Origin of the sequence: Dietzia sp. PP-33 (assembly GCF_033790845.1) — a bacterium.
GTDB lineage: Bacteria > Actinomycetota > Actinomycetes > Mycobacteriales > Mycobacteriaceae > Dietzia.
In genome coordinates this window covers 283,023-304,394 of sequence record NZ_JAMYEI010000001.1, presented here as the reverse complement: position 1 = coordinate 304,394, position 21,372 = coordinate 283,023, and the positions used below count along the sequence as shown (strand labels likewise).

General features: G+C 70.9%; 18 protein-coding genes. 11 read left to right on the top strand and 7 right to left on the bottom strand.

The window, feature by feature from the left end; translation table 11 throughout:
• The first annotated feature begins 2 nt into the window (after positions 1-2).
• Both dapF and hflX read left to right on the top strand, forming a co-directional pair.
• A complete protein-coding gene (gene dapF, locus NJE57_RS01495; RefSeq protein ID WP_319026594.1) occupies positions 3-908 on the top strand; it encodes a diaminopimelate epimerase in 906 nt (301 codons plus the stop codon).
• Positions 909-945: 37 nt separating this feature from the next.
• Positions 946-2,394, top strand: coding sequence for a GTPase HflX (gene hflX, locus NJE57_RS01490; RefSeq protein ID WP_319026593.1), 1,449 nt, complete (start codon positions 946-948; stop codon positions 2,392-2,394).
• Positions 2,395-2,433: 39 nt separating this feature from the next.
• Here hflX and lexA read toward each other — a convergent pair whose 3' ends face one another.
• Positions 2,434-3,102 (bottom strand): transcriptional repressor LexA, encoded by a 669-nt coding sequence (gene lexA / locus NJE57_RS01485; protein WP_319026592.1) that lies wholly within the window; start codon positions 3,100-3,102, stop codon positions 2,434-2,436.
• A 229-nt stretch (positions 3,103-3,331) separates the two neighbouring features.
• Between lexA and NJE57_RS01480 the strand changes: the two genes are divergently transcribed.
• Both NJE57_RS01480 and nrdR read left to right on the top strand, forming a co-directional pair.
• Positions 3,332-3,694, top strand: a complete 363-nt coding sequence (locus NJE57_RS01480) for a hypothetical protein (protein ID WP_319026591.1) — start codon at positions 3,332-3,334, stop codon at positions 3,692-3,694.
• A 114-nt stretch (positions 3,695-3,808) separates the two neighbouring features.
• Complete coding sequence (nrdR, locus tag NJE57_RS01475; protein ID WP_319026590.1) at positions 3,809-4,264, top strand: transcriptional regulator NrdR; 456 nt, start codon at positions 3,809-3,811, stop codon at positions 4,262-4,264.
• Positions 4,265-4,272: 8 nt separating this feature from the next.
• On the opposite strand, the gene hrpA is transcribed toward nrdR, so the two are convergent.
• Together hrpA and NJE57_RS01465 are read right to left on the bottom strand one after the other, a co-directional pair.
• Complete coding sequence (gene hrpA / locus NJE57_RS01470) at positions 4,273-8,187, bottom strand: ATP-dependent RNA helicase HrpA (RefSeq protein WP_319026589.1); 3,915 nt, start codon at positions 8,185-8,187, stop codon at positions 4,273-4,275.
• A 47-nt stretch (positions 8,188-8,234) separates the two neighbouring features.
• Positions 8,235-8,423 (bottom strand): hypothetical protein, encoded by a 189-nt coding sequence (locus NJE57_RS01465; protein WP_319026588.1) that lies wholly within the window; start codon positions 8,421-8,423, stop codon positions 8,235-8,237.
• 48 nt (positions 8,424-8,471) lie between these two features.
• Between NJE57_RS01465 and NJE57_RS01460 the strand changes: the two genes are divergently transcribed.
• Positions 8,472-9,233: a hypothetical protein gene (locus NJE57_RS01460; protein WP_319026587.1), complete on the top strand. Its 762-nt coding sequence runs from the start codon at positions 8,472-8,474 to the stop codon at positions 9,231-9,233.
• An 8-nt stretch (positions 9,234-9,241) separates the two neighbouring features.
• Here the strand turns inward: NJE57_RS01460 and NJE57_RS01455 are convergent, their stop codons facing one another.
• The gene (locus NJE57_RS01455; protein ID WP_319027055.1) at positions 9,242-9,901 is read right to left on the bottom strand and encodes a TrkA family potassium uptake protein; all 660 of its coding nucleotides are present in this window, start codon (positions 9,899-9,901) and stop codon (positions 9,242-9,244) included.
• A 136-nt stretch (positions 9,902-10,037) separates the two neighbouring features.
• Positions 10,038-10,700, bottom strand: coding sequence for a TrkA family potassium uptake protein (locus tag NJE57_RS01450; RefSeq protein WP_319026586.1), 663 nt, complete (start codon positions 10,698-10,700; stop codon positions 10,038-10,040).
• A gap of 114 nt (positions 10,701-10,814) precedes the next feature.
• On the opposite strand from NJE57_RS01450, the gene NJE57_RS01445 reads away from it, so the two are divergent.
• The 3 genes from NJE57_RS01445 to dxs all read left to right on the top strand — a co-directional run bounded on the left by NJE57_RS01445 (position 10,815) and on the right by dxs (position 16,135).
• Complete coding sequence (locus NJE57_RS01445) at positions 10,815-12,803, top strand: APC family permease (protein ID WP_319027054.1); 1,989 nt, start codon at positions 10,815-10,817, stop codon at positions 12,801-12,803.
• On the top strand, positions 12,800-14,119 hold the full coding sequence (locus tag NJE57_RS01440) for a class I SAM-dependent RNA methyltransferase (RefSeq protein WP_319026585.1): 1,320 nt from the start codon (positions 12,800-12,802) through the stop codon (positions 14,117-14,119). The genes NJE57_RS01445 and NJE57_RS01440 overlap by 4 nt, the downstream gene beginning before the upstream one ends.
• Before the next feature lie 117 nt (positions 14,120-14,236).
• A complete protein-coding gene (dxs, locus tag NJE57_RS01435; RefSeq protein WP_319026584.1) occupies positions 14,237-16,135 on the top strand; it encodes a 1-deoxy-D-xylulose-5-phosphate synthase in 1,899 nt (632 codons plus the stop codon).
• A gap of 13 nt (positions 16,136-16,148) precedes the next feature.
• Here dxs and NJE57_RS01430 read toward each other — a convergent pair whose 3' ends face one another.
• Both NJE57_RS01430 and NJE57_RS01425 read right to left on the bottom strand, forming a co-directional pair.
• Positions 16,149-17,387 (bottom strand): HRDC domain-containing protein, encoded by a 1,239-nt coding sequence (locus NJE57_RS01430; protein ID WP_319026583.1) that lies wholly within the window; start codon positions 17,385-17,387, stop codon positions 16,149-16,151.
• Positions 17,384-17,971, bottom strand: a complete 588-nt coding sequence (locus NJE57_RS01425; RefSeq protein WP_319026582.1) for a DUF3000 domain-containing protein — start codon at positions 17,969-17,971, stop codon at positions 17,384-17,386. Before NJE57_RS01425 ends, NJE57_RS01430 begins: the two co-directional genes overlap by 4 nt.
• A gap of 109 nt (positions 17,972-18,080) precedes the next feature.
• On the opposite strand from NJE57_RS01425, the gene hemE reads away from it, so the two are divergent.
• Genes hemE through hemQ form a run of 3 tightly spaced genes read left to right on the top strand, consistent with a single transcriptional unit; the run spans position 18,081 to position 21,277 of the window.
• Positions 18,081-19,193: a uroporphyrinogen decarboxylase gene (gene hemE / locus NJE57_RS01420; RefSeq protein ID WP_413464349.1), complete on the top strand. Its 1,113-nt coding sequence runs from the start codon at positions 18,081-18,083 to the stop codon at positions 19,191-19,193.
• Positions 19,194-19,195: 2 nt separating this feature from the next.
• The gene (hemG, locus tag NJE57_RS01415; protein ID WP_319026580.1) at positions 19,196-20,578 is read left to right on the top strand and encodes a protoporphyrinogen oxidase; all 1,383 of its coding nucleotides are present in this window, start codon (positions 19,196-19,198) and stop codon (positions 20,576-20,578) included.
• A gap of 3 nt (positions 20,579-20,581) precedes the next feature.
• Complete coding sequence (gene hemQ / locus NJE57_RS01410; RefSeq protein ID WP_319026579.1) at positions 20,582-21,277, top strand: hydrogen peroxide-dependent heme synthase; 696 nt, start codon at positions 20,582-20,584, stop codon at positions 21,275-21,277.
• The last annotated feature ends 95 nt before the right edge of the window (positions 21,278-21,372 follow it).

Genomic DNA, 21,372 nt, shown 5'->3' with positions numbered 1-21,372 from the left:
GCATGAACTCCGCCCGACCCCCCGCTCCGGCCGACGGCATCGCCTTTCTCAAAGGCCACGGAACTCTCAACGACTTCGTGATCCTGCCCGACGACCACGCGGAGTTGGACCTCCACGAGGACCTTGTACGTGCCCTCTGCGACAGGCGGGCCGGGATCGGCGCCGACGGGGTGCTGCGCGTGGCGAGGACCGGGGCCCTCGTCGACCGCGGCGTCCTCACGGCCCCGCCGACCGGCGTGGATCCGGACGACTGGTTCATGGACTACCGCAATGCGGACGGTTCGGTCGCGGAGATGTGTGGAAACGGGGTCAGGGTCTTCGCGCACGCCCTGGTGTCCACAGGGCGGGCGGAGGCGGGACGGATCGCCATCGGTACCCGTTCCGGACCGCGGCCGGCCGACATCCTCGCCCATGACGGGGACCATGCCGTGGTGAGGGTCGACATGGGGGAGCCCCGGTTGCTCGGGATCTCCTCCGCCGAGTTCGGGGACCGGACGTTCGCCGGCCTCGCGGTGGACATGGGAAACCCCCACCTGGCATGCGTGGTCCCCGGGCTGGATGCTGCAGCTCTGCGCGGACTGCCGGTGCACCTCGCGCCGCGGTTCGACACCGGGTTCTTCCCCGGTGGCGTCAACGTGGAGATCGTCACCCCACTGGTGGACGGACGGGTGTCGATGCGGGTCCACGAACGCGGGGCGGGCGAGACCATGTCCTGTGGGACCGGCATCGTCGCGGCCGCCGTCGCCGCCCTGGCGGATGGCGGAGAGGCGACCGGCGAGGTCGTCGTGACCGTACCCGGGGGAGAGTTGGCGGTGAGCCTCACGAAGGGCGGGTCCGCGCTGACCGGCCCCTCGGAGATCGTCGCCGACGGATGGTTCCGCCGGGCCGGATCGACCCGTGGTGCGTAGAGCGCGGTCACCGCGGATGTGAGATGATCGGCGGTGAATGACAAACGATGACACCGCCCCTGACCGGGCCACACGAGACCACGACCCCTCGGTCGGCGAATTCCAGCTCGAGGAGCGGTCGTCGCTGCGGCGGGTCGTCGGACTGTCGACCGAGCTGCAGGACGTCAACGACGCGGAGTACCGCCAGCTCCGCCTCGAGCGTGTCGTCCTGGTGGGCGTCTGGACCGAGGGTTCCGCCGCCCAGGCCGACGCCGCGATGGCCGAGCTGGCCCAACTCGCCGAGACCGCCGGTTCCGAGGTGTGTGACGCGATGATCCAGCGGCGGGACAAGCCCGACTCGGCCACCTACATCGGTTCGGGCAAGGCGAAGCTGCTCAAAGACGTGATCGACGCGACCGGTGCGGATACCGTCATCTGTGACGGCGAGCTCACGCCCGGGCAGCTGATCGCCCTCGAGAAGGCTGTCAACGTCAAGGTGATCGACCGCACCGCGTTGATCCTCGACATCTTCGCGCAGCACGCGACCAGTCGCGAGGGCAAGGCTCAGGTCTCCCTCGCACAGATGGAGTACCTGCTCCCGCGACTTCGCGGCTGGGGAGAGACCCTGTCCCGTCAGGCGGGCGGCCGGGCCGGGAGCAACGGGGGCGTCGGCCTCCGCGGTCCCGGTGAGACGAAGATCGAGACCGACCGTCGCCGCATCCGTGAGCGCATGGCGAAGCTGCGTCGCGAGATCAAGGGCATGAAGCAGGCCCGGGACACCAAGCGCCATCGCCGGCGCGCCACGCCCGTGCCCTCCATCGCGATCGCCGGCTACACGAACGCGGGAAAGTCGAGTCTGCTGAACCGCATCACCGGCGCAGGCGTACTCGTCCAGAACGCACTGTTCGCCACCCTCGATCCCACCACCCGGCGGGCCGAGCTGCCGGACGGACGGGCGGTGGTCTTCACCGACACGGTCGGGTTCGTCCGGCACCTTCCCACCCAACTCGTCGAGGCGTTCCGTTCGACGCTGGAGGAGGTCGTCGATTCCGAACTGCTCCTGCACGTGGTGGACGGATCGGACGCCTTCCCGTTGCGTCAGATCGAGGCCGTGCGCACGGTCATCAACGACGTCGTGGAGGAACAGAACGCCGAGAGTCCCCGCGAGCTCGTGGTGATCAACAAGATCGACGCGGCGGATCCGGTGGTGTTGACCGAACTGCACCACGCGCTGCCGGACGCGGTGTTCGTCTCGGCGACCACGGGGGAGGGTATCGACGAGTTGCTCGGCCGGATCACCCGGATCATCGCCTCCGGGGACACCGAGGTGACACTGGAGATTCCCTTCACACGTGGGGACGTGGTCTCCCGTGTCCATGCCGAGGGCGCGGTGGTGGACGAGCAGCACACGCAGCACGGGACGCGGATCGTCGTCCGGTTGCCCGTCTCCGTGGCGAGCGAGCTGGGGGAGTTCAGCTCCGGGGGCTCACACGACGGCGCCGCCTGATCCGGTCACACGGTCAGGCAGCGCCGTGGCAGCTCGGGGTCAGAGCTTGCGGAATACAGTGACGACCTTCCCCAGGATGGTCGCGTGCTCTCCGGGAATCGGGCTGAACGACGGGTTGTGGGGCAGTAGCCAGACGCCGCTCGGGTCCCTGCGGAACGTCTTGACGGTGGCCTCGCCGTCGATCATCGCGGCCACGATCTCGCCGTTGTCCGCCACGTTCTGACGGCGGACCACCACGTAGTCGCCGTCACAGATCGCTGCGTCGATCATCGATTCGCCGACAACCCTGAGCATGAACAGGTCACCGGACCCCACAAGATCGGACGGCAGGGGGAAGACCTCCTCCACCGCCTGCTCCGCCAGGATCGGCCCTCCGGCCGCGATCCGGCCGAGAACGGGGACGTACACGGGCTCGACCGCCCCGCTCGGCCGCGGCTCCTCGGGCGACGGGGCACGCCGACCCCGGGACCGCTGCCCCGGTACCCCGTGGACGTCGACGGCCCGAGGCTTGTGCGGATCACGCGTCAGGAAGCCCTTCTTCTCCAACGTCCGCAACTGGTGCGCGACGGACGAGGTCGACTGCAGCCCGACGGCGTCACCGATCTCCCGGATGCTCGGCGGGTAGCCCCTGTCCTTGACGGTGTCGTGGATGTGTAACAGGACGCTCTTCTGGCGAGGCGTCAGGGCCTCGAAGTCGGGCTTGGGCATGTGTGGGTCCCTTCGGCGAATGGGTGTTCGACGTCTTGATCTGTGTACACCCTACTGTGCGTGAGCGGCGTGCGCCACACAGGTGTTCGAAGAAAGTGCCGCCGAAATCTCGACTCTGTCGGACCCGCGTGATACAACTCTAGTCACGTTCGAGTTCGAACAGATGTGCACAGAGATGCACACGGGCGTGCGAACGCGGTTCGCACACCGTATCGAGTTGGGAGAGTTCATGTCCGTCCTGGAGATGCAGTCACCGTCGCGTCAGACGACACCGTGGAGTGAGGTCTGCGCCACCGAACACAGCCGGTCCTCCGCGAGCGGGCTCCGGCCCCGTGAGGATTCGCGTATCCATCCCGTCCCCCGCACCCTGGACCGGGGACGCCCTGCGACCACGCGATCGGTCGCCCCCGGCCGGCGGGTGCTCGTCCGTTCAGCATCCCCGGCGCAGGCCCGGTCATGCCGGGTCGAGGTGCAGCCTGCGTCCCCGGTGGTCGACGATGTGCCGACCTGGGCCCTGCTGGCGTGTGGAGTCGTCTTCGGCATCCTCATGCTGCTGGCGCTGGCCCTCCTCGGCGGGCCCGCCTACGCGTGACCGACCGGATCGCCTTCTAGAATGATCCAGGGACGGCGCCCCGTCGTCCCTGCATCGCCTCCGGCTCCGGCCGGGGGAGGCCTGCGGAACCGGTCGACGAATGGCGGAGCTGGAATGTACTGCCCGACATGCCACCACGAGGATTCCCGGGTTATCGACTCGCGGGCGGTCGACGACGGTCAGGCTATCCGCCGCCGACGCGAGTGCCCGGAGTGTGGGCACCGGTTCACCACCCTCGAGACCCCGTTGTTGACCGTGCTCAAGCGCAACGGCGTCACCGAGAGCTTCAGCCGCGACAAGGTGGTCCGCGGAGTGCGACGGGCGTGCCAGGGCCGGTCGGTGGACGAGGACGCCCTCAGACGTCTGGCGCAGCAGGTCGAGGACGTAGTCAGAGCCGGCGGCGCGTCGGAGGTCCCCGCCCACGAGATCGGGTTGGCGATCCTCGGACCCCTGCAGGACCTCGATGAGGTCGCCTATCTGCGGTTCGCCTCTGTGTACAAGCAGTTCAGCTCCGCCGCGGACTTCGAGAGCGAGATCATCGCGCTGCGTGAGAGGCACGCGAGAACCTGACCGGATGACTACCGCCTGGTGCGGGAGCCGAGTGCCGCCGCGACCGCCTTGTCGATTCGCTCAGCGGAAACCGGGCGCGCGGTCCCCAGTGACTGCGCGAAGAGCCCCACCCGGTACTCGGCCAGCAGCCACCGGAGATCCCGGGTGGTGCGCGCTCCACCCGGCCGACCACGCAGTGCTGCCGTCGCCTCCGCGACGGTCGCCTCGGACTTCTCCAGGCGCGCGGTGAGTTCCCGGTACCTCGAGGGCGACTTCTCCGCGAGATCGAGCCTGAGGTCGACCGCCCGCACATGACGCTCCAGCTGGGGGAGCAACTCCGCCGGGTGGCGCGCGAGGAACCCCTTTCCCACCAGGAAGTCCAGTGCGGGTCGGACCTCGTCCGCGACCTCGGGGGACACCTGGTCGAGCCGGGCGGAGACGGACTGGGCGGCCACCAGGGCAGGTACCGCAGCGGAGATCGACGCGGCCACCGCGGCCGGCACCTCGGCGCGCGCGGTCGCGCGCAACTCCGCGAACCCGGCGGCGGTCAGGACCGGCGCACCCCTGCGGCGGGCGAGGATCCGTCCGCACGCTGCCAACGAGGCATCGGTGACCAGACCCTCGGCCCCGCCGTGCGGATACTGCGTCAGGGCGAGGCGCTGTTCCACGGGTCGACCCCGCACGATCGAGGTCGCCGAGACCAGCCCGCCGGAGATCATGGTCAGCACGGCAGTGGTCTGGGCGGCCCGCCGCTCCTCCTCGGTGGCGCAGGCGATCCGGTGTATCCCGTCCGCTCGGACCTGCAGCGCCGGGTAGACCGTCACCTCCACCCCGTCGATGGTGCCGGTGATCGAGGGGGCGAGATCTCCGATCGTCTCGGCGGTCCAGTCCCGGTGCGGTCCGTCGTCCGGGACCAGGCGGGAGTTGAGGGTGGCCCGGACCTCGTTCACCAGACGGCTACGCAGGGCACCGAGATCCGTCCCCGACGCCACGACCTCGTCACCGTCGACGACCTCGAACCGCATGCGCAGGTGCTCGGGGAGTCGCTCGGGGTGGAACTCACGGGGGTCGACGGTCGCCCCGATTCGCGCCGAGAGCGCCTCGGCGAGCGCCACCGGCAGAGGCGCGGACCTGGGCGTGAGATCGGAGGCGAGCAGCGCGGCGTACTCGGCGGGCGGGGAGCACAGGCGCCGCAGGTACTTGGGCAGCGTCCGGAGCATCTCGGTGTAGAGCTCCTCGCGGAGCCCGGGTACCAGCCACTCGAAACCGGCCGTGGTGACCGAGGAGAGCTGGGGCAGCGGGATCCGGACGGTGATGCCGTCGGTGTCGACACCCGGATCGAAGGCGTACCGGAGTTCGAACGTCCGATCACCCTGCCTCCAGAACGGCGGGAACTCGGTGGCGGCCGGACCGGCATCGGAGGTGCGGATCTGCTCGGGGCGCAGGCGCAGGTGGTCCGGGTCCTCGTGGCCCGCCTTCTTCCACCACGACTCCAGGTGGCGACCGGAGGTGAGGTCGGTGGGGAGCCGGTGCAGATAGAAGTCGACCAGGGCGTCGTCGTCGATCACCAGGTCGCGGCGTCGACTGCGGGTCTCCAACTCCCGCGCCTGTGCGACGGCCTCGGCGTTCTCCCGGATCACCGGGATGCGGGTCGACCACCGACCCTCGACTATCCCGTGGCGGACCAGCATCTCGCGGGCCAGGGGGGCGTCGACCCGGGAGAGCAGGATTCGCCTCGACTCGACCACGGTCAATCCCAGGAGCAGGACCTTCTCGTAGGCCATCGCCGCGCCCTGCGCGTCCGACCAGTGAGGCTCGGAGTACTGGGTGCGGACCAGGTGTCCCCCGAGCTGTTCGATCCATCCCGGGTCGATGCGCGCGACGTCGCGGGCGAACAGGCGCGAGGTCTCCACCAGTTCCGAGGCCATGACCCAGCGCGGTGGCTTCTTGGCCAGGTCGGACCCGGGGAAGATCTGGAATCGGATGCCGCGGGTGCCGCGGAACTCGCGGGTCTCCTCGTCCCGCATCCCCACGTTGGTGAGCAGCCCGGACAGGATCGCCTTGTGGAGATCGTCCTCGGCGGCGTGTCCGGACGGTGGATGCCAGCCCCGTTCGCGGCACATGCTGGTCAGCTGCGCGTTGAGGTCCTGCCACTCGCGGATGCGCAGCCAGTGCAGGTACTCGGCCTTGCACATCTTGCGGAAGGCGCTGCCACTGAGCTCACGGCGTTGCTCGGTGATGTAGCGCCACAGGTTGAGGTAGCCGAGGAAATCGGAGGACTTGTCGGTGAACCTGCGGTGGAAGGTGTCGGCCTTGGCGCGTTCCTCGGCGGGCCGCTCGCGCACGTCCTGCACCGTCAGGGCCGCGACCACCACCAGCACGTCCGCCAGCGATCCGTTGCCGTGACCCTCGACGACCATCCGGGCCAACCGTGGGTCGAGCGGTAGCGCGGCCATGTCGCGGCCCACGGTGGTCAGGTGCGGGCGCTCGTCGTCGTCGATCCGTAGCGCACCCAGTTCGGTGAGCAACATCATGCCGTCGCGGATGGCCTTGCGGTCGGGTGGTTCGACGAAGGGGAAGTCGTCGACGGCACCCAGGTCGAGGTCGGCCATCGACAGGATCACCGACGCCAGGTTGGTGCGCAGGATCTCCGGGTCGGTGAACTCGGGGCGGGAGTCGAAATCCTCCTCCGAGTACAGGCGGATACAGATGCCGTCCGCCACACGACCACACCGCCCGGCGCGCTGGGCGGCGGAGGCCTGCGAGATCGGCTCGATCGGGAGCCGCTGGACCTTGGTCCGGGTGGAGTAGCGGGAGATCCGCGCCAGGCCGGTGTCGACGACGTAGCGGATGCCCGGCACGGTCACCGAGGTCTCGGCGATGTTGGTCGACAACACCACCCGGCGGGTCGAGTGTTGCCGGAACGCCCGCTGTTGTTCGGCGGCCGTGAGCCGCGCGAACAGGGGGAAGATCTCCGTGCTCCTGAACTTGCGTCCGCGGAGCACCTCTTCTGCGTCACGGATCTCGCGCTCTCCGGAGAGGAACACCAGCACGTCACCGTCGCCCTCGGCCAGGAGCTCGCCGACGGCATCGGCGAGCGCGTCCAGGGGGTCCAGGTCGATGGTGCGGTCCGCGTGTTCCACCTGGAGGGACCGATACCTGATCTCCACCGGGTAGGTGCGCCCGGAGACCTCGATGACCGGCGCCGGCCGGCCGGCCGGGTCGGAGAAGTGGCGTGCGAAACGGCCGGGGTCGATGGTGGCCGAGGTGATGATGAGCTTGAGGTCCGGCCGCCGGGGCAGGATCTGCCGGAGGTACCCGAGCAGGAAGTCGATGTTGAGGCTGCGTTCGTGGGCCTCGTCGATGATGATCGTGTCGTAGGCGCGCAGAAGCCGGTCGCGTCGGATCTCGGCCAGCAGGATGCCGTCGGTCATCAGCTTGACCGCGGTGTCGGTGCTGGTGCGGTCATCGAAGCGGACGGCGGAGCCCACCAGCCGGCCGGTCTCCACGCCCAGTTCCTCGGCGATGCGCTCGGCCACGGACCGGGCCGCCAGTCGGCGGGGTTGAGTGTGGCCGATCATCCCGCGGACTCCGCGACCCAGTTCGAGGCAGATCTTGGGGATCTGGGTGGTCTTGCCGGACCCGGTCTCACCCGCGATCACCACCACCTGGTTGTCGCGGATCGCCGCGGCGATCTCGTCCTTGCGGGCGCTGACGGGCAGTTGCGCCGGGTACTCGGGGGTCGGGACGGACTCTTCCCGGTGTCGGAGGCGCTCGGCGGCGGCGTCGATCCTCTTCCCCAGGTCCGCCAGTTGGTCGGGGCCGGCCCGGCGGATCCTGGAACGCAGCCGGTGGGCGTCGAGGATGCCGACGTCGTCGAGCCGGACCAGGAGATCGTGTCGGGCCCTGCGCAGATCTGGGGCGGGCACGGAAGACGTCGACATGGTGTCCGCCAGGGTATCGGCAACCGGGGCGGGGGCCGACCGGGGTGTCAGTCGGTGGCGCCGTCGCGGCGGGACTGGACGCGGGTGTAGCGCTGGTGCAGCCGTTCCCGGATCTCCTCCGGTTCGTACGCCTGCCGGCGGCGTTCTGTCCGGGCGGCGAGGATGCCGGTCGCCGCGACGCCGACCACTCCGGCCGCGCCGACCACCTTGAGCCACTGCCGTCCACGGGGTGCCATGGCAGCAAGGGTAGGTCGTCCCGCCGGGTCGACTGGCAGGATCGGACCATGAGCCTCGACACCGTCCTGCTGGCCGCCGCGGCCGACCGCACCCGGACCGGGGACCTCTGGCTGTTCCGGGGGCGCACGACCGCCGACCGGCTCATCCAGACCCTGACCAACTCGCCCGTGAACCACGTGGGGGTGGCGGTGGTGCTCGACGACATGCCCCCGCTGCTGTGGCATGCGGAGATGGGGCGCGCGGTGACGGACGTGTGGACCGGACGGCGCCAACGGGGAGTGCAACTCCACGATCTCGAGACCGCGGTCCGGCAGTGGACCGGGCCGTATGGACAGCGTGCGTGGCTGCGCCAGATCACCCCGGAGGTCGGGGAGTCGCAGGAGGACGCGCTCCTGGAGTCGATCGCGCGACTGAACGGGGTGTCCTTCCCGTCGGCGGGGCGGCTCACCGCACGGTGGGCGCGGGGGCGGTGGGCGGCGCGTGGTGGGCGGCGCGCCGGTCCGGGGGGCGGCCGGGGTCGTGGGACGGGGGATGACGACGACGAGCGGGCGGCCGCGGGCCGAGGACGCGGTCTCCCGTGGCGCCGACACGCGAGCCCCGGCCCGGCGCTACGGATGGAGGCCGCCTACTGCGCGGAGGTCGTGGGGATGACCCTCGAGTCGATGGGCGTCCTGCTACCGGCGGGCGATGCCAGCTGGTACGACCCGGGCCGCTTCTGGAGTGGCGACCAGCTACCGGTCGCCCCGGGGTGGGAGTACGGCCGCGAGATCGCGGTCACCGTGCCCGGGGGACCCGCCCGGTCGCGCTGACCAGCGGATCAGCCGCCCAGGATCGCGTCGCTCAGGCCCTCCTCGGCGGCCTCCGGTGCCACGACGAGCAACTCGTCGCCGGGTTCGAAGGGCACGTCCGGCTCGGGCGCGATCACCCTGCCACCGCGGAGGATGGCCACCAGCGCCGCGTCGCGGGGGAACCTGACGCGGGAGACCGGTCTGCCGGCGAGCGGGGTCTGGTCCGGGAGGGTGACGCTCACCAGGTTGGCGCCGCCGCGTCGCAACGCCATGAGCCGCACGACGTCCCCGACCGAGACGGCCTCCTCGACCACGGAGACCATCAACCGGGGGGTGGACACGGCCACGTCCACGCCCCAGCGGTCGTCGAACAGCCACTCGTTCCGGGGGTCGTTGACGCGGGCCACGACACGGTCCACGGCGAACTCCGTCTTGGCCAGCAGGCTCACGACCAGGTTCGCCTTGTCGTCACCGGTCGCGGCGACCACGACATCGGCCTCCTCCACCCCGAGGCGCTCGAGGAAGCTCAGTTCGCAGGCGTCACCGACGAACTGCCGGGCACCCGGGACCTCGTCGCGGGCCAGTGCGGAGGCCCGTTTGTCGAGGAGGGTGACCTGGTGGTCGTTGGCCAGGAGTTCGCGTGCGATGGACCTGCCCACCACCCCTGCACCGGCGACGACCACGCGCATGGTGGACGAGTGGACCCGCCGCGTGGGGGAGCGGTTCAACAGGCCCGAGCCGTCGGCATAGTCGGGAATGGAGCTGCCGGGGAGGGGGCCACCGCGCGCGGAGGCGCCGGACTCGGAGCGGTCGGGCCGTTGTCGATCAGTCATCGGAGGGGCCTTTCTCCAGCGCGTCGTCGAGGCCGTCGACCGCTCCGGAGGGCAGGGCGAGGTGGATCAGGTCGTCTGCCTGGACGAGCGTGCCAGCGTCGGGGATCCGGCATTGACCGAAGCGCGTGAGTGCCACGACACTGCCGCCGAGCACGCGGGAGAGCGACGCGAGAGGCGACCCGACCCACACCGTGGGCGGTACGACCGCGGTCAGTGAGACCTCGCCGGTCTGGTCTCTCCAGACCACGGGGCTCGATCCGGCCGTGAGGTAACCGATGAACCGGCCCGTGGCCCAGGGGACGGTGGCCACGGTCGGGATGCCCAGTCGCTCGTAGACCTCGGCGCGTCCGGCGTCGTAGATGCGGGCGATGACCCGCTCCACGCCGAACGTCTCGCGGGCCACCCGTGCGGCGATGATGTTCGAGTTGTCCCCCGAGGAGACCGCGGCGAACGCGTCCGCTCCGTGGAGCCCGGCATCGACGAGAACCTCCCGGTCGAAGCCGAGCCCGGTGACGGTGCGGCCGCTGAAGTCCTCGGCCAGTCGGGCGAACGCCGCGGTATCGCGGTCGATCACGACGACGTCGTGACCGCCTCCGTCGAGCTCGGTCGCGAGCGCCGCTCCGACGCGCCCGCAGCCCATGATGATCACCCTCATGGCGAGTACCGCTCCTCACGGTCCGTGACACGCGGACCCGTCCGACACACGCTACCCGGGTCGACGGTGCTGTCCCCGCGGCACGCGGAGCCCTACGATGTGTCGGTGTCCAGGATCTCCAAGGTCTCCGTGGGAACCAAGCGCCTCCTGCTGGGGCGCCCCTTCCGCAGCGACACCGTCGGCGACTCGCCTTTGGCAAAGCGGATCGCACTGCCGGTCTTCGCCTCCGACGCCCTGTCCTCGGTGGCCTACGCCCCCGAGGAGATCTTCCTCGTCCTGTCCCTGGCCGGCCTGTCGGCCCTGACGTTCACACCGTGGGTGGGGCTCGCGGTCGCGGTGGTGATGGTGGTCGTGATCGCCTGCTACCGCCAGAACGTCCGCGCCTACCCCTCCGGAGGGGGCGACTACGAGGTCGCCACGGTCAACCTCGGGCCCAACGCGGGCCTCGGGGTCGGCGCGGCACTGCTCATCGACTACGTGCTCACCGTGGCCGTGTCGATCTCCGCGGCGGCGGCCAACATCGGGTCCGCGATACCGTTCGTGTACTCGAACGAGGCCGTGTTCGCCGTCATCGCGATCATCCTGCTCACCGCGATGAACCTCCGGGGCATCCGGGAGTCGAGGGCGATGTTCGCGGTCCCCGTCTACGCGTTCATGATCTCGATGGCGGTGCTCGTGGTGTGGGGCCTGTTCCAGGTGGACGTGCTGGACCGTGACCTGCGGGCGGAGTCGGCGGACTTCGAACTCGTCACCCCCGACGGTGTGGCGGTGACCGGGCTCGCGCTGGCGTTCGTGGTGGCCAAGTCCTTCGCCTCGGGCTGCGCCGCCCTGACCGGGGTCGAGGCGATCCACAACGGGGTCCCCGCCTTCCGCAGGCCCCGGGCGAGGAACGCCGCCACCACCCTCGTGGTTCTCGGGGTGGTGTCCATCTCGTTCCTACTGGGGCTGATCGTGCTCGCGATCCGACTGGGGGTGCAGATCGCCGAGGACCCGGCCGCCCAACTGATCGGGGCGCCCGAGGACTACCAGCAGAAGACGATGGTCGCGCAGCTCGCCGAACCGGTGTTCGCGGGTGTACCCGTCGTCTTCTACGCCGTCATGGGCGTCACCGCACTCATCCTCATCCTCGCGTCGAACACGGCGTTCAACGGGTTCCCCGTGCTCGCCTCGAGGCTCGCACGCGACAAGTACCTCCCGAGGCAGCTCGCGACCCGGGGCGACCGGCTCGCCTTCTCCAACGGGATCGTCCTGCTCGCCGTGGCGGCGATCGTGCTGGTGGTGGCGTTCGACGCGCAGGTGACCGTCCTGATCCAGCTCTACATCGTGGGGGTCTTCGTGGCCTTCACGCTCAGCCAACTCGGGATGATCCGCCACTGGACCCGTCAACTGGAGACCGAACAGATCCCGGCGGTCCGCCGACGGATGCGACGTGCGCGGGTGGTCAACGCGGTCGGCTTCGTCCTCACCGCCGGTGTGTTGGTCATCATCATGGCGTCCAGGTTGTTCGCCGGTGCCTATATCGCGGTGCTGGCGATGCTGGCCGTCTTCGGCGTGATGAAGCTCATCAACCGCCACTACGAGTCCGTCGCCCGGGAACTCGACGACTCGTCATGGGAGGTCGTCCTGCCGAGCCGGACGCACTGCGTGGTGCTCGTGTCGAAGCTCCACCTACCCACCCTCCGGGCCCTGGCCTACGCGCGGGCGACCAGGCCGGACACCATCGAGGCGCTGACCGTCAACATCGAGACCGCCGAGACCCGCACGCTGGTGCGGGAATGGGAGAGGCGGCGGATCTCCGTACCGCTCAAGGTGGTCGAGTCGCCGTACCGCGAGATCAACCGCCCGGTGGTGGACTACGTCAAGCGACTCAGGGAGCAGTCGCCCAGGGACGTCGTGATCGTGTACATCCCCGAGTACGTCGTGGGGCACTGGTGGGAGCAGCTGCTCCACAACCAGAGCGCACTCCGACTCAAATCCCGATTGCTGTACGAAAGAGGGGTCATGGTCACCAGCGTCCCGTGGCAGCTGTCGTCCTCGGACGGTCGCGCGCAGCAGGCGAGCGACGAGCCCGTCATCGGGCGCTGGGGCGGGCCGGAGGAATGATGGCGCACACGCAGAAGAACGACTGGACGGGCCGTGTGCTCCGACTGCGGGTCGAGGGGCCCGCGCAGGGCGGCGAGTTCGTGGCCCGTCACTGCGGACGCGTGGTGTTCTGCCGGGGCGGGATCACGGGGGAACTGGTCGAGGCGGTGGTCGGTGACGACCCGGGCCGCGCCTTCTGCCGAGCGACGGTGACAGACGTACTCGAGAGGTCACCGAGCCGGATCGACACGTACTGCCCGGCCGCCGCCGCGGGCGCCGGCTGCTGCGACTGGAGCCACATCGCGCCGGGGGCCGCCCGGGAGTTCTCGGGCAGGATCCTGGCCGAACAGGCCCGCCGGATCGGGCGGATCGACCCGGCCGGTGACCGCGTTCCCGTCGAGGTGCCCGCCGGCGATGACGCGAGTACCGGATGGCGGACGACGGCCCGGTGGGTGACCGGACCCGACGGCGTGCCGGGGGTCCGCCTGGCCCGCTCGCACAGCGTGGTGACCGAGCCCTGTGTCCAGGCGGACCCGCGGATCACCGGGGCGGTGCGGGCCGCCGGCGTGGGGCCGGGCCGTGAGGTCCTCGGGGTGTTGGGCGACGACGGCGAGGTCCACGTGGCACACCGACGTCTCGTCGAACCCGCCGTACGGGGCCGCGACCGTCGGTCCCGGCAGGTCGCCGCGACGAGAGCGCGGGCCCGGTCCTCGCGGGCCGGGGCGTGGGAGCTCGTGGCGGGCCCGTCCACCGTGGTGAGGCGCGTGGGGGAGCACGGGTGGCGGTTGCCGGTCGATGCCTTCTGGCAGGCGCACCGGTCGGCCGCGGCGCACTACGTCGACCTCGTCCGTGCGGCGGTGTCGGAGGCGCCGGGGCTGCCGGGAGAGCCGGTGGTGTGGGACCTCTACGGGGGAGCGGGACTGTTCTCCGCCGCGGTTCTCGACGTGGCCCCTCGTGCGCGGGTGACGATCGTCGAGGCCTCGCGTTCCTCCTCGGGCGCGGTGGGCACCGCCCTGGACGTGGGGTCCGGCGTGGTCCCGGTGTGCGCGAGGGTCGAGTCCTTCCTCGAGCGGACGGACGGGGCCGACGGCCGGCCGGACCTGGTGATCCTGGACCCGCCCAGGGGCGGCGCCGGGATCGGGGTGATGACCGATCTCGCGGGAAGGGTGGGGTCGCGGATCATCCACGTGGGCTGTGATCCGGCCAGCCTCGCGCGCGATGTCGGGGTCCTGGTGGATGCCGGGTGGACGCTGGTGGATCTGCGCGGGGTGGCCGCTTTCCCCGCGACGCACCACGTGGAGGGGCTCGCCGTTCTCGATTCGCCCCGAGCGGGTTGACCACGGCCGGTGGGCCGGAATCGGCCCACCGCCCACGAGCGTGGTCGCCCGGCGTTTGCCCGTAGACTGTCGTTTCGACCCTCCGGGGTGCGGCCAGGGAAGGGGAAGTCGACGGCGATGAGTGTGCTCGATCAGGTGAACGGACCGTCCGACCTCTGGGCACTCGGACCCGACCAGCTGGTGCGCCTCTGCGGCGAGATCAGGGAGTTCCTCATCCGGAAGGTCTCCGCCACGGGCGGGCACCTCGGACCCAATCTGGGTGTCGTCGAGTTGACGGTGGCACTGCACCGGGTCTTCGACTCCCCGCGCGATCCCCTCGTCTTCGACACCGGACACCAGTCGTACGTCCACAAGATCCTCACCGGCCGTCGGGACGAGTTCGACGGGCTCCGCACCCGCGGTGGTCTGTCCGGCTACCCGTGCCGTGCCGAGAGCGAGCACGACGTCGTCGAGTCCTCCCACGCCACCGCGTCACTGTCCTATGCCGATGGACTGGCCAAGGCGTTCGCGCTCCGCGGCGAGTCGGACCGTACGGTCGTTGCCGTCATCGGCGACGGCGCGATGACCGGTGGCATGGCCTGGGAGGCGCTGAACAACATCGCTGCGGGCAAGGACCGGCCCATGGTGATCGTCGTCAACGACAACGGTCGCTCGTACTCGCCCACGATCGGAGGTCTGGCCGAGCGTCTCGGCGTGCTGAGGCTCCAACCCGCATACGAGAAGGCGATGGACCGCACCAAGCGCACCCTCGGCGCCCGGAAGGACATCGTGGGAAAGGCCGTCTACTCGATCCTGCACGGGATCAAGACCGGTCTCAAGGACGTGGTCTCCCCGCAGGAACTGTTCGCCGACCTCGGCCTCAAGTACATGGGACCGGTCGACGGACACAATCTCGCCGCCACGGAGTCGGCGCTACGCCTGGCCAAGGATTTCGGCGGCCCGGTGGTGGTCCACGTGGTCACCCGCAAGGGCATGGGATACGTCCACGCGGAGAACAACGTCGCCGATCAGATGCACGCCACCGGGGTCATCGACCCCGACACCGGCAAGCCGCTGTCGGCCTCCTCCGCGGTGGACTGGACCTCGGTGTTCTCCGAGGAGCTGTGCGAGATCGGTGCCGAGCGTGACGACGTCGTCGCGATCACCGCGGCCATGGCCGGCCCCACCGGGCTCACCGCCTTCGGCGACCGGTTCCCGGACCGGATGTTCGACGTCGGTATCGCCGAACAGCACGCCGTCGCCTCGGCTGCGGGTCTGGCACTCGGGGGGATGCACCCCGTGGTGGCCGTCTACTCCACGTTCCTCAACCGGGCGTTCGACCAGCTGCTCATGGACGTCGCGCTGCTCGGGCAACCGGTGACGCTGGTGCTCGACCGCTCCGGCGTGACGGGTCCGGACGGCGCCAGTCACAACGGCATGTGGGACCTGTCGCTGACCGGCATCGTCCCCGGGGTCCGGGTGGCCGCACCGCGTGACGCCGACACCCTCCGTCAGGAGTTGCGCGAGGCCGTCGCGGTGACCGACGGTCCGACCGTCGTCCGTTTCCCCAAGGGGTCGGTGGGCGAGCCCGTCCCGGCGCTCGACTCCACGGCCGACGGGGTCGATCGCGTCCACGGCCCGGGCGACGCGGACGTCCTCGTGGTGGCGGTGGGTTCGATGGTCGTGCCGTCCGTCGCCGCCGCGGGTGTACTCGCCGCGGAGGGCGTGTCGGTCGATGTCGTCGACCCCCGGTGGGTCTACCCGGTCCCGCACTCGATCATCGATTCCGCCCGGGGACGACGTCTCGTGGTGACGGTCGAGGACAACGGGCTCCACGGCGGAGTCGGATCCGCGGTGTCGTCACGGCTGGAGCGTGCGGGCGTCCGAGTCGACAGGGCGTCGCTCGGGATCCCCCAGGAGTTCCTCGACCACGCCTCGAGGGGGGAGATCCTCGCGGACGCCGGACTGACACCGGAGGGGATCGCGGACAGCATCCGAACCCGCCTCGCCGACCGGGAGACCGTGCGCCCCGCGTAGTTCGGGTCCGGGTCTAGTCCTCCGACCGGAAGTCGTGCACGGCCTCCAGCAGCGGCGCCTCCGTCAGCTCGACCTGCCAGCCACGAGCACCCTCGTCCCGCAGGACCCGGTGCAGCAACGCCGCGTCGTCACCCGCGTCGGTGGTGGCCGCACGCCAGGCCCACAATCGCAGAGTCGCCGGCTTGAGCAACAGTCCCGGCTCGATGCCGAGCTCGTCGGCGAGTGACCCGATCGCCTCCCGGGCGGTGTCCAGGAGCGCTGCCGCCTCCGGGTCGGTCCGCTTCCACGTGGTGTGCGGGGGGTGCTCCCCGCGCGGCGCCTGGCGGTCGGGGAGGTCTCCCCGTCCCAGTTCTGCGGCCCACTCCAACGCCGCGAGCCACTCGTCCGCGAGTCGCCGGCGGTGCGGGCCGTCGAAACCGTCGATCGCCAGGAGTTCGGAGCGGGTCGTCGGGGCGGTCCGGGCCGCCTCGATGATCGCCGCGTCGGCGAGCAGTCTCTTGGGGGCGATGTCGCGTTCGGACGCCACCCGGTCCCGCGCCATCCACAGCTCGCGGGCGCGGGCGATCTGCCGGGTGTCGCGGAGTGAGGACAGGCGGGACAACCGGCGCCAGGGATCCGGCGCCGCCGGGGCCGGGCCGGAGTCGACGAGGTGCCGGCACTCGGCCTCGAACCACTCGCGGCGACCGAGATCGTCGAGACGGGGCAGGACCGCGTCGGCGAGTTCGTGGAGGAACAGAACGTCGTACGCGGCGTAGTCCAGCCAGGCCGCGGGCAGGGGGCGCCGCGACCAGTCCGCGGCCGAATGCGCCTTGGCCAGCCCGATCCCGAGGTGCTCCGAGATCATCGCGCCGAGGTTCACCCGCTCGATCCCGAGGAACCGGCCGGCCAGTTCGGTGTCGATCAGCGAGGTCGGCCAGATGCCGAGTTGCCTGAGGGACGGCAGGTCCTGGCTCGCGGCGTGGAGAAGCAACGGACGCGACGACAGGACGCCGGCCAGCGGCCCGACCGTCTGTCCGGCGGTCTCCGGATCCACCAGGAGGGCCGGACCGTCCGCCGCCCGCAGCTGGAGGAGGAAGGCGCGTTCGGAGTAGCGGATGCCCGAGGCACGTTCGACGTCCACCGCGACCGGCCCGGCCGAGGACTCCAGGGCGGACGCGACCGACCCGATCCCGTGGGAATCGTCGACGAACTCGTACTCGGCCGGGGGAGGCGGTGCCCCGGGCGGGGTCTCTCCGCGACGGTGGCCGCTCACGCCCGACGGTGGAGGGAGGTCACGCCGACGGGCGGTAGTCCGGCAGCCAGCGAGAGGGTCTTGCAGAACGCGGCCGCGTGGCCGGTCAGATCGGGTTCGAGCGCGGTCCACGAGGCACGGAGCTCGAGCTGGTGGGCCTGGGGGGGACCGGAGATGTCGCCGTAGCGGACCGAGGCGGTGCTGGTGACCGTCCCGCCCAGGGACGTGTACGGCCCCGCGTCCTCGTCGAGCGCCTCGGTGAGCCAACTCCAGGCGACCTGGGGCAGCAGGGGGTCGCCGGCGAGGGAGGCCTCCATGTCGGCCTGGATGTAGGCCACCAGCCGGAGGGTGCCGTTCCAGGCGTCGTCCCCCGACGGGTCGTGGAGGAGGATGAGACGCCCGAAGGCGTCACCATCGGAGAACTCGGGGACGTCGTCGCCGCTGGGCGGGATGATCTCCACCCCGAGCGCGTGACTGTACGGGGCCAGTCTCTGCGGCGGGCGGATCGGGCCGACGGAGATCTCCGGGCGGACCTCGAGCCGGGACAGCGACTCGACCGCTTCCCGGAAGACCTCGGGCTCGCCGTCATTGACCGATGTGCTCACGGGTCGTCACGCTAGCGACCACCCCGTGGCGTCCGGAGGAGGCGCGCCGTCGCCGGCCCGGGTGGGGTGGGCGGCCCCGGCCGCGGACTCATGGGACGATGGGGGCGTGCTGAACTCCGATGTGCCCTCCACCCCCAGTTCCGTGGACACCCAGGCCCCCGGCCGCTCCGCCGCCCGCCGAGCCGGGACCGGGCCCTACCTCGACGAAGTCGGCGGCACCGGTGCCGTCCACACCCCGGTGTGGTTCATGCGTCAGGCCGGTCGCTCGCTGCCCGAGTACCGGGAGCTGCGGTCCGGGAGCACCATGCTCGAGGCCTGCTTCGACCCCGAGATGACCTGCGAGGTCACGCTCCAGCCGGTCCGCCGCCACGGCGTGGACGCCGCGATCTTCTTCTCGGACATCGTCATCCCCCTGGCCGCCGCGGGCGTGGAGATCGACATCGTCCCGGGAACCGGACCCGTGGTTGCCGAGCCGATCCGCGACGAGGCCGCCGTGGCGGCGCTGCCGGAGCTCACCCCGGATCGTCTCGAGAAGATCGGCGAGGCCGTCCGCATGGTGGTGGCCGAACTCGATCCGCAGGTCGCGCTCATCGGCTTCGCCGGCGCCCCCTTCACCCTGGCCTCGTATCTCATCGAGGGCGGCCCGAGCCGCAACCACGAACACACCAAGTCGCTCATGTACACGCGGCCGGACGTCTGGAACTCGTTGCTCGCCAAGCTCGCGGACCTGACCACGGTGTTCCTCCGTGCCCAGATCGAGGCGGGCGCCGACGCGGTGCAGCTGTTCGACTCGTGGGCCGGAGCGCTGAGCCTGCGCGACTACCGTTCGATGGTGCTCCCGCACTCCACCGGGATCTTCGGCGACGAGGTGATCTCGACCGTTCCCCGCACCCACTTCGGAGTGGGCACCGGCGAGCTGCTCGGCGCGATGGGTGAGGCCGGGCCGGAGGTCGTGGGTGTGGACTGGCGTATCCCGCTCGACGACGCCGCCCGACGGGCCCCGGGGAAGGTGCTCCAGGGCAACCTCGACCCCGCCCTGCTCTTCGCGGACCGCCCCGCCCTGGACACGGAGGTCCGCCGGATCCTCGACGAGGCGGAGCGCGCGCGTGACCTCGGGGCCCGCGGTCACGTGTTCAACCTGGGCCACGGTGTCCTGCCCAGCACCGATCCGGGAGCCGTGACGCACGTGGTGGAGCTCGTCCACGAGCTCACCGGGAAGTAGCGGTGGGCGCCCGGGTCGCGGTTGTCGGGGGCGGGCTCAGCGGACTGACCGCCGCGTATCAGCTCGCGGGCGACCTGCCCGGAGCCCGGATTACGGTCCTCGAGGCCGGCGACGCCGTCGGGGGGGCGCTCCACACGACGGACTTCCCGTCCGGTCCCGTGGAGTTGGGCGCGGAGGCGTTCATCGCCCGCCGGCCCGAGGCCTCCGATCTCGTCGCTGAACTAGGCCTCACCGATGCGCTGCGCCATCCGGGCCTGCTCGGCCCGGCGATCCTCACCGGCGGACGGTTGGTCCCCATGCCGACCGGCACCCTGATGGGCCTGCCGTCGGACGTCTCGACGCTGGCCGGGGTGCTGACACCGGAGGAGTCGGCCGTGGCCTCCCGGGAACCGGAGCTGCCGCTGCGATGGGAACCCGGATCGGATGTCCCACTGGGTGCGCTGGTCGCCGAGCGGTTCGGCCCCGCCGTCGTCACCCGGCTGGTGGATCCGATGCTCGGCGGGGTCTACGCCGCCCCCAGTACCGAGCTCGGGTTGCGCGAGGTGGTCCCGGGACTCGCCGAGGCCCTGGACAGGGGCGCTCCCACGCTCACCGCCGCGATCGGCACGCTCATGGCCGGCCGCGTCCCGGGCCCCGTGTTCGCCACACTCGATGGCGGATACCGGCTCCTCGTGGACGCACTCGCACAGGCCTCGGGAGCGCTGGTGCGCACGCGGAACGCCTGCACGGCCATCCACCGGCTCGGTTCCGGCTACGTGCTGACGGTCTCGGGCGACCGCGGTCTCTGGTCGCTGGAGGCGGACCTCGTCGTCGTCGCCGTACCCGTTCCCCACGCCGCCGGTCTGCTCGCCGCCACCGGGGTCGCCGACGGTGCGGTCTCCGGCCTGTCCGGGATCCGGACGGCCTCCTCGGCCGTGGTGGCCCTGGAGGTGGACCGGTCGCTGGCGCTGCCGGACCGTTCCGGAGTCCTGGTGGCGACCGACGAACCGGTCCCGTTCAAGGCCATGACCTTTTCCAGCCGGAAATGGCCCCACCTCGACGACCGACCGGGACACCTCGTGCGGGTGTCGTTCGGGCGGCTCGACGACGACGAGGTATTGGCCGTCGACGACCGCGGGTTGACCGCGATGGCCGAATCCGCGCTGGCCGGGGTGTGCGGGTCCGCTCCCACGACCCTGCACTCGCGGGTCCGTCGATGGGACGACGCCCTCGCGGAGATCGGGCCCGGCCACGCCGCCCGCATCGCGGCCGTCCGCGGCGAGCTGGCCGACCGGTTGCCGGGTGTGGAGCTGGTCGGCGGTGCGACGGAGGGCGTCGGGGTCCCGGCCTGCATCGGCTCGGCACGGGCCGCGGCCCGGCGGCTGGCCACGAGGTGGCAGGATTGAGCCATGGCACGCCTTGACTACAAGAAGCTCAACTCGACACTCCGCTACCTCATGTTCTCGGTCTTCACCGTGACACCGGGAGAGCTGGGGGAGGACAGGGACGCGGTCGCCGCGGATCTCGAGAAGTTCCTCGACCGGTTCGACGGCACCGATGTGGTGGTGCGCGGCCTGTACGACGTCTCGGGGCTGCGGGCCGAGGCCGACTTCATGATCTGGACCCACGCCGAGCACATCGAGGACCTCCAGGGGTTCTACAACGAGTTCCGGCGCACCACGATCCTGGGCCGGGCCAGCACCGCGTACTGGTCGAACACCGCGCTGCACCGCCCCGCGGAGTTCAACAAGAGCCACATCCCGGCGTTCCTCGCCGAGGAGGAGCCCGGTGCCTACATCTCCGTCTACCCGTTCGTCCGCTCCTACGAGTGGTATCTCCTCCCCGACGAGGAGAGACGACAGATCCTCGCCGAGCACGGCCGCGCCGCCCGCGAGTACCCCGACGTGCGCGCCAACACCGTGCCGTCGTTCTCGCTGGGGGACTATGAGTGGCTGCTGGCCTTCGAGGCCCCTCAGCTCGACCGGATCGTGGACCTGATGCGCGTCATGCGCAGCACGGAGGCCCGTCGGCACGTGCGCGAGGAGGTCCCGTTCTTCACCGGGCCCCGCGTCAGCGCCGGGCGGTTGGCCACCACACTGCCCTGATACACCCGGCCCTGATACACCCGGCCCTGAGTCGCCCTTCCCTGGGGCGCCCGGGTGGGCGAGGGGCCGGCGGGACCCGTTGGTCCCGCCGGCCC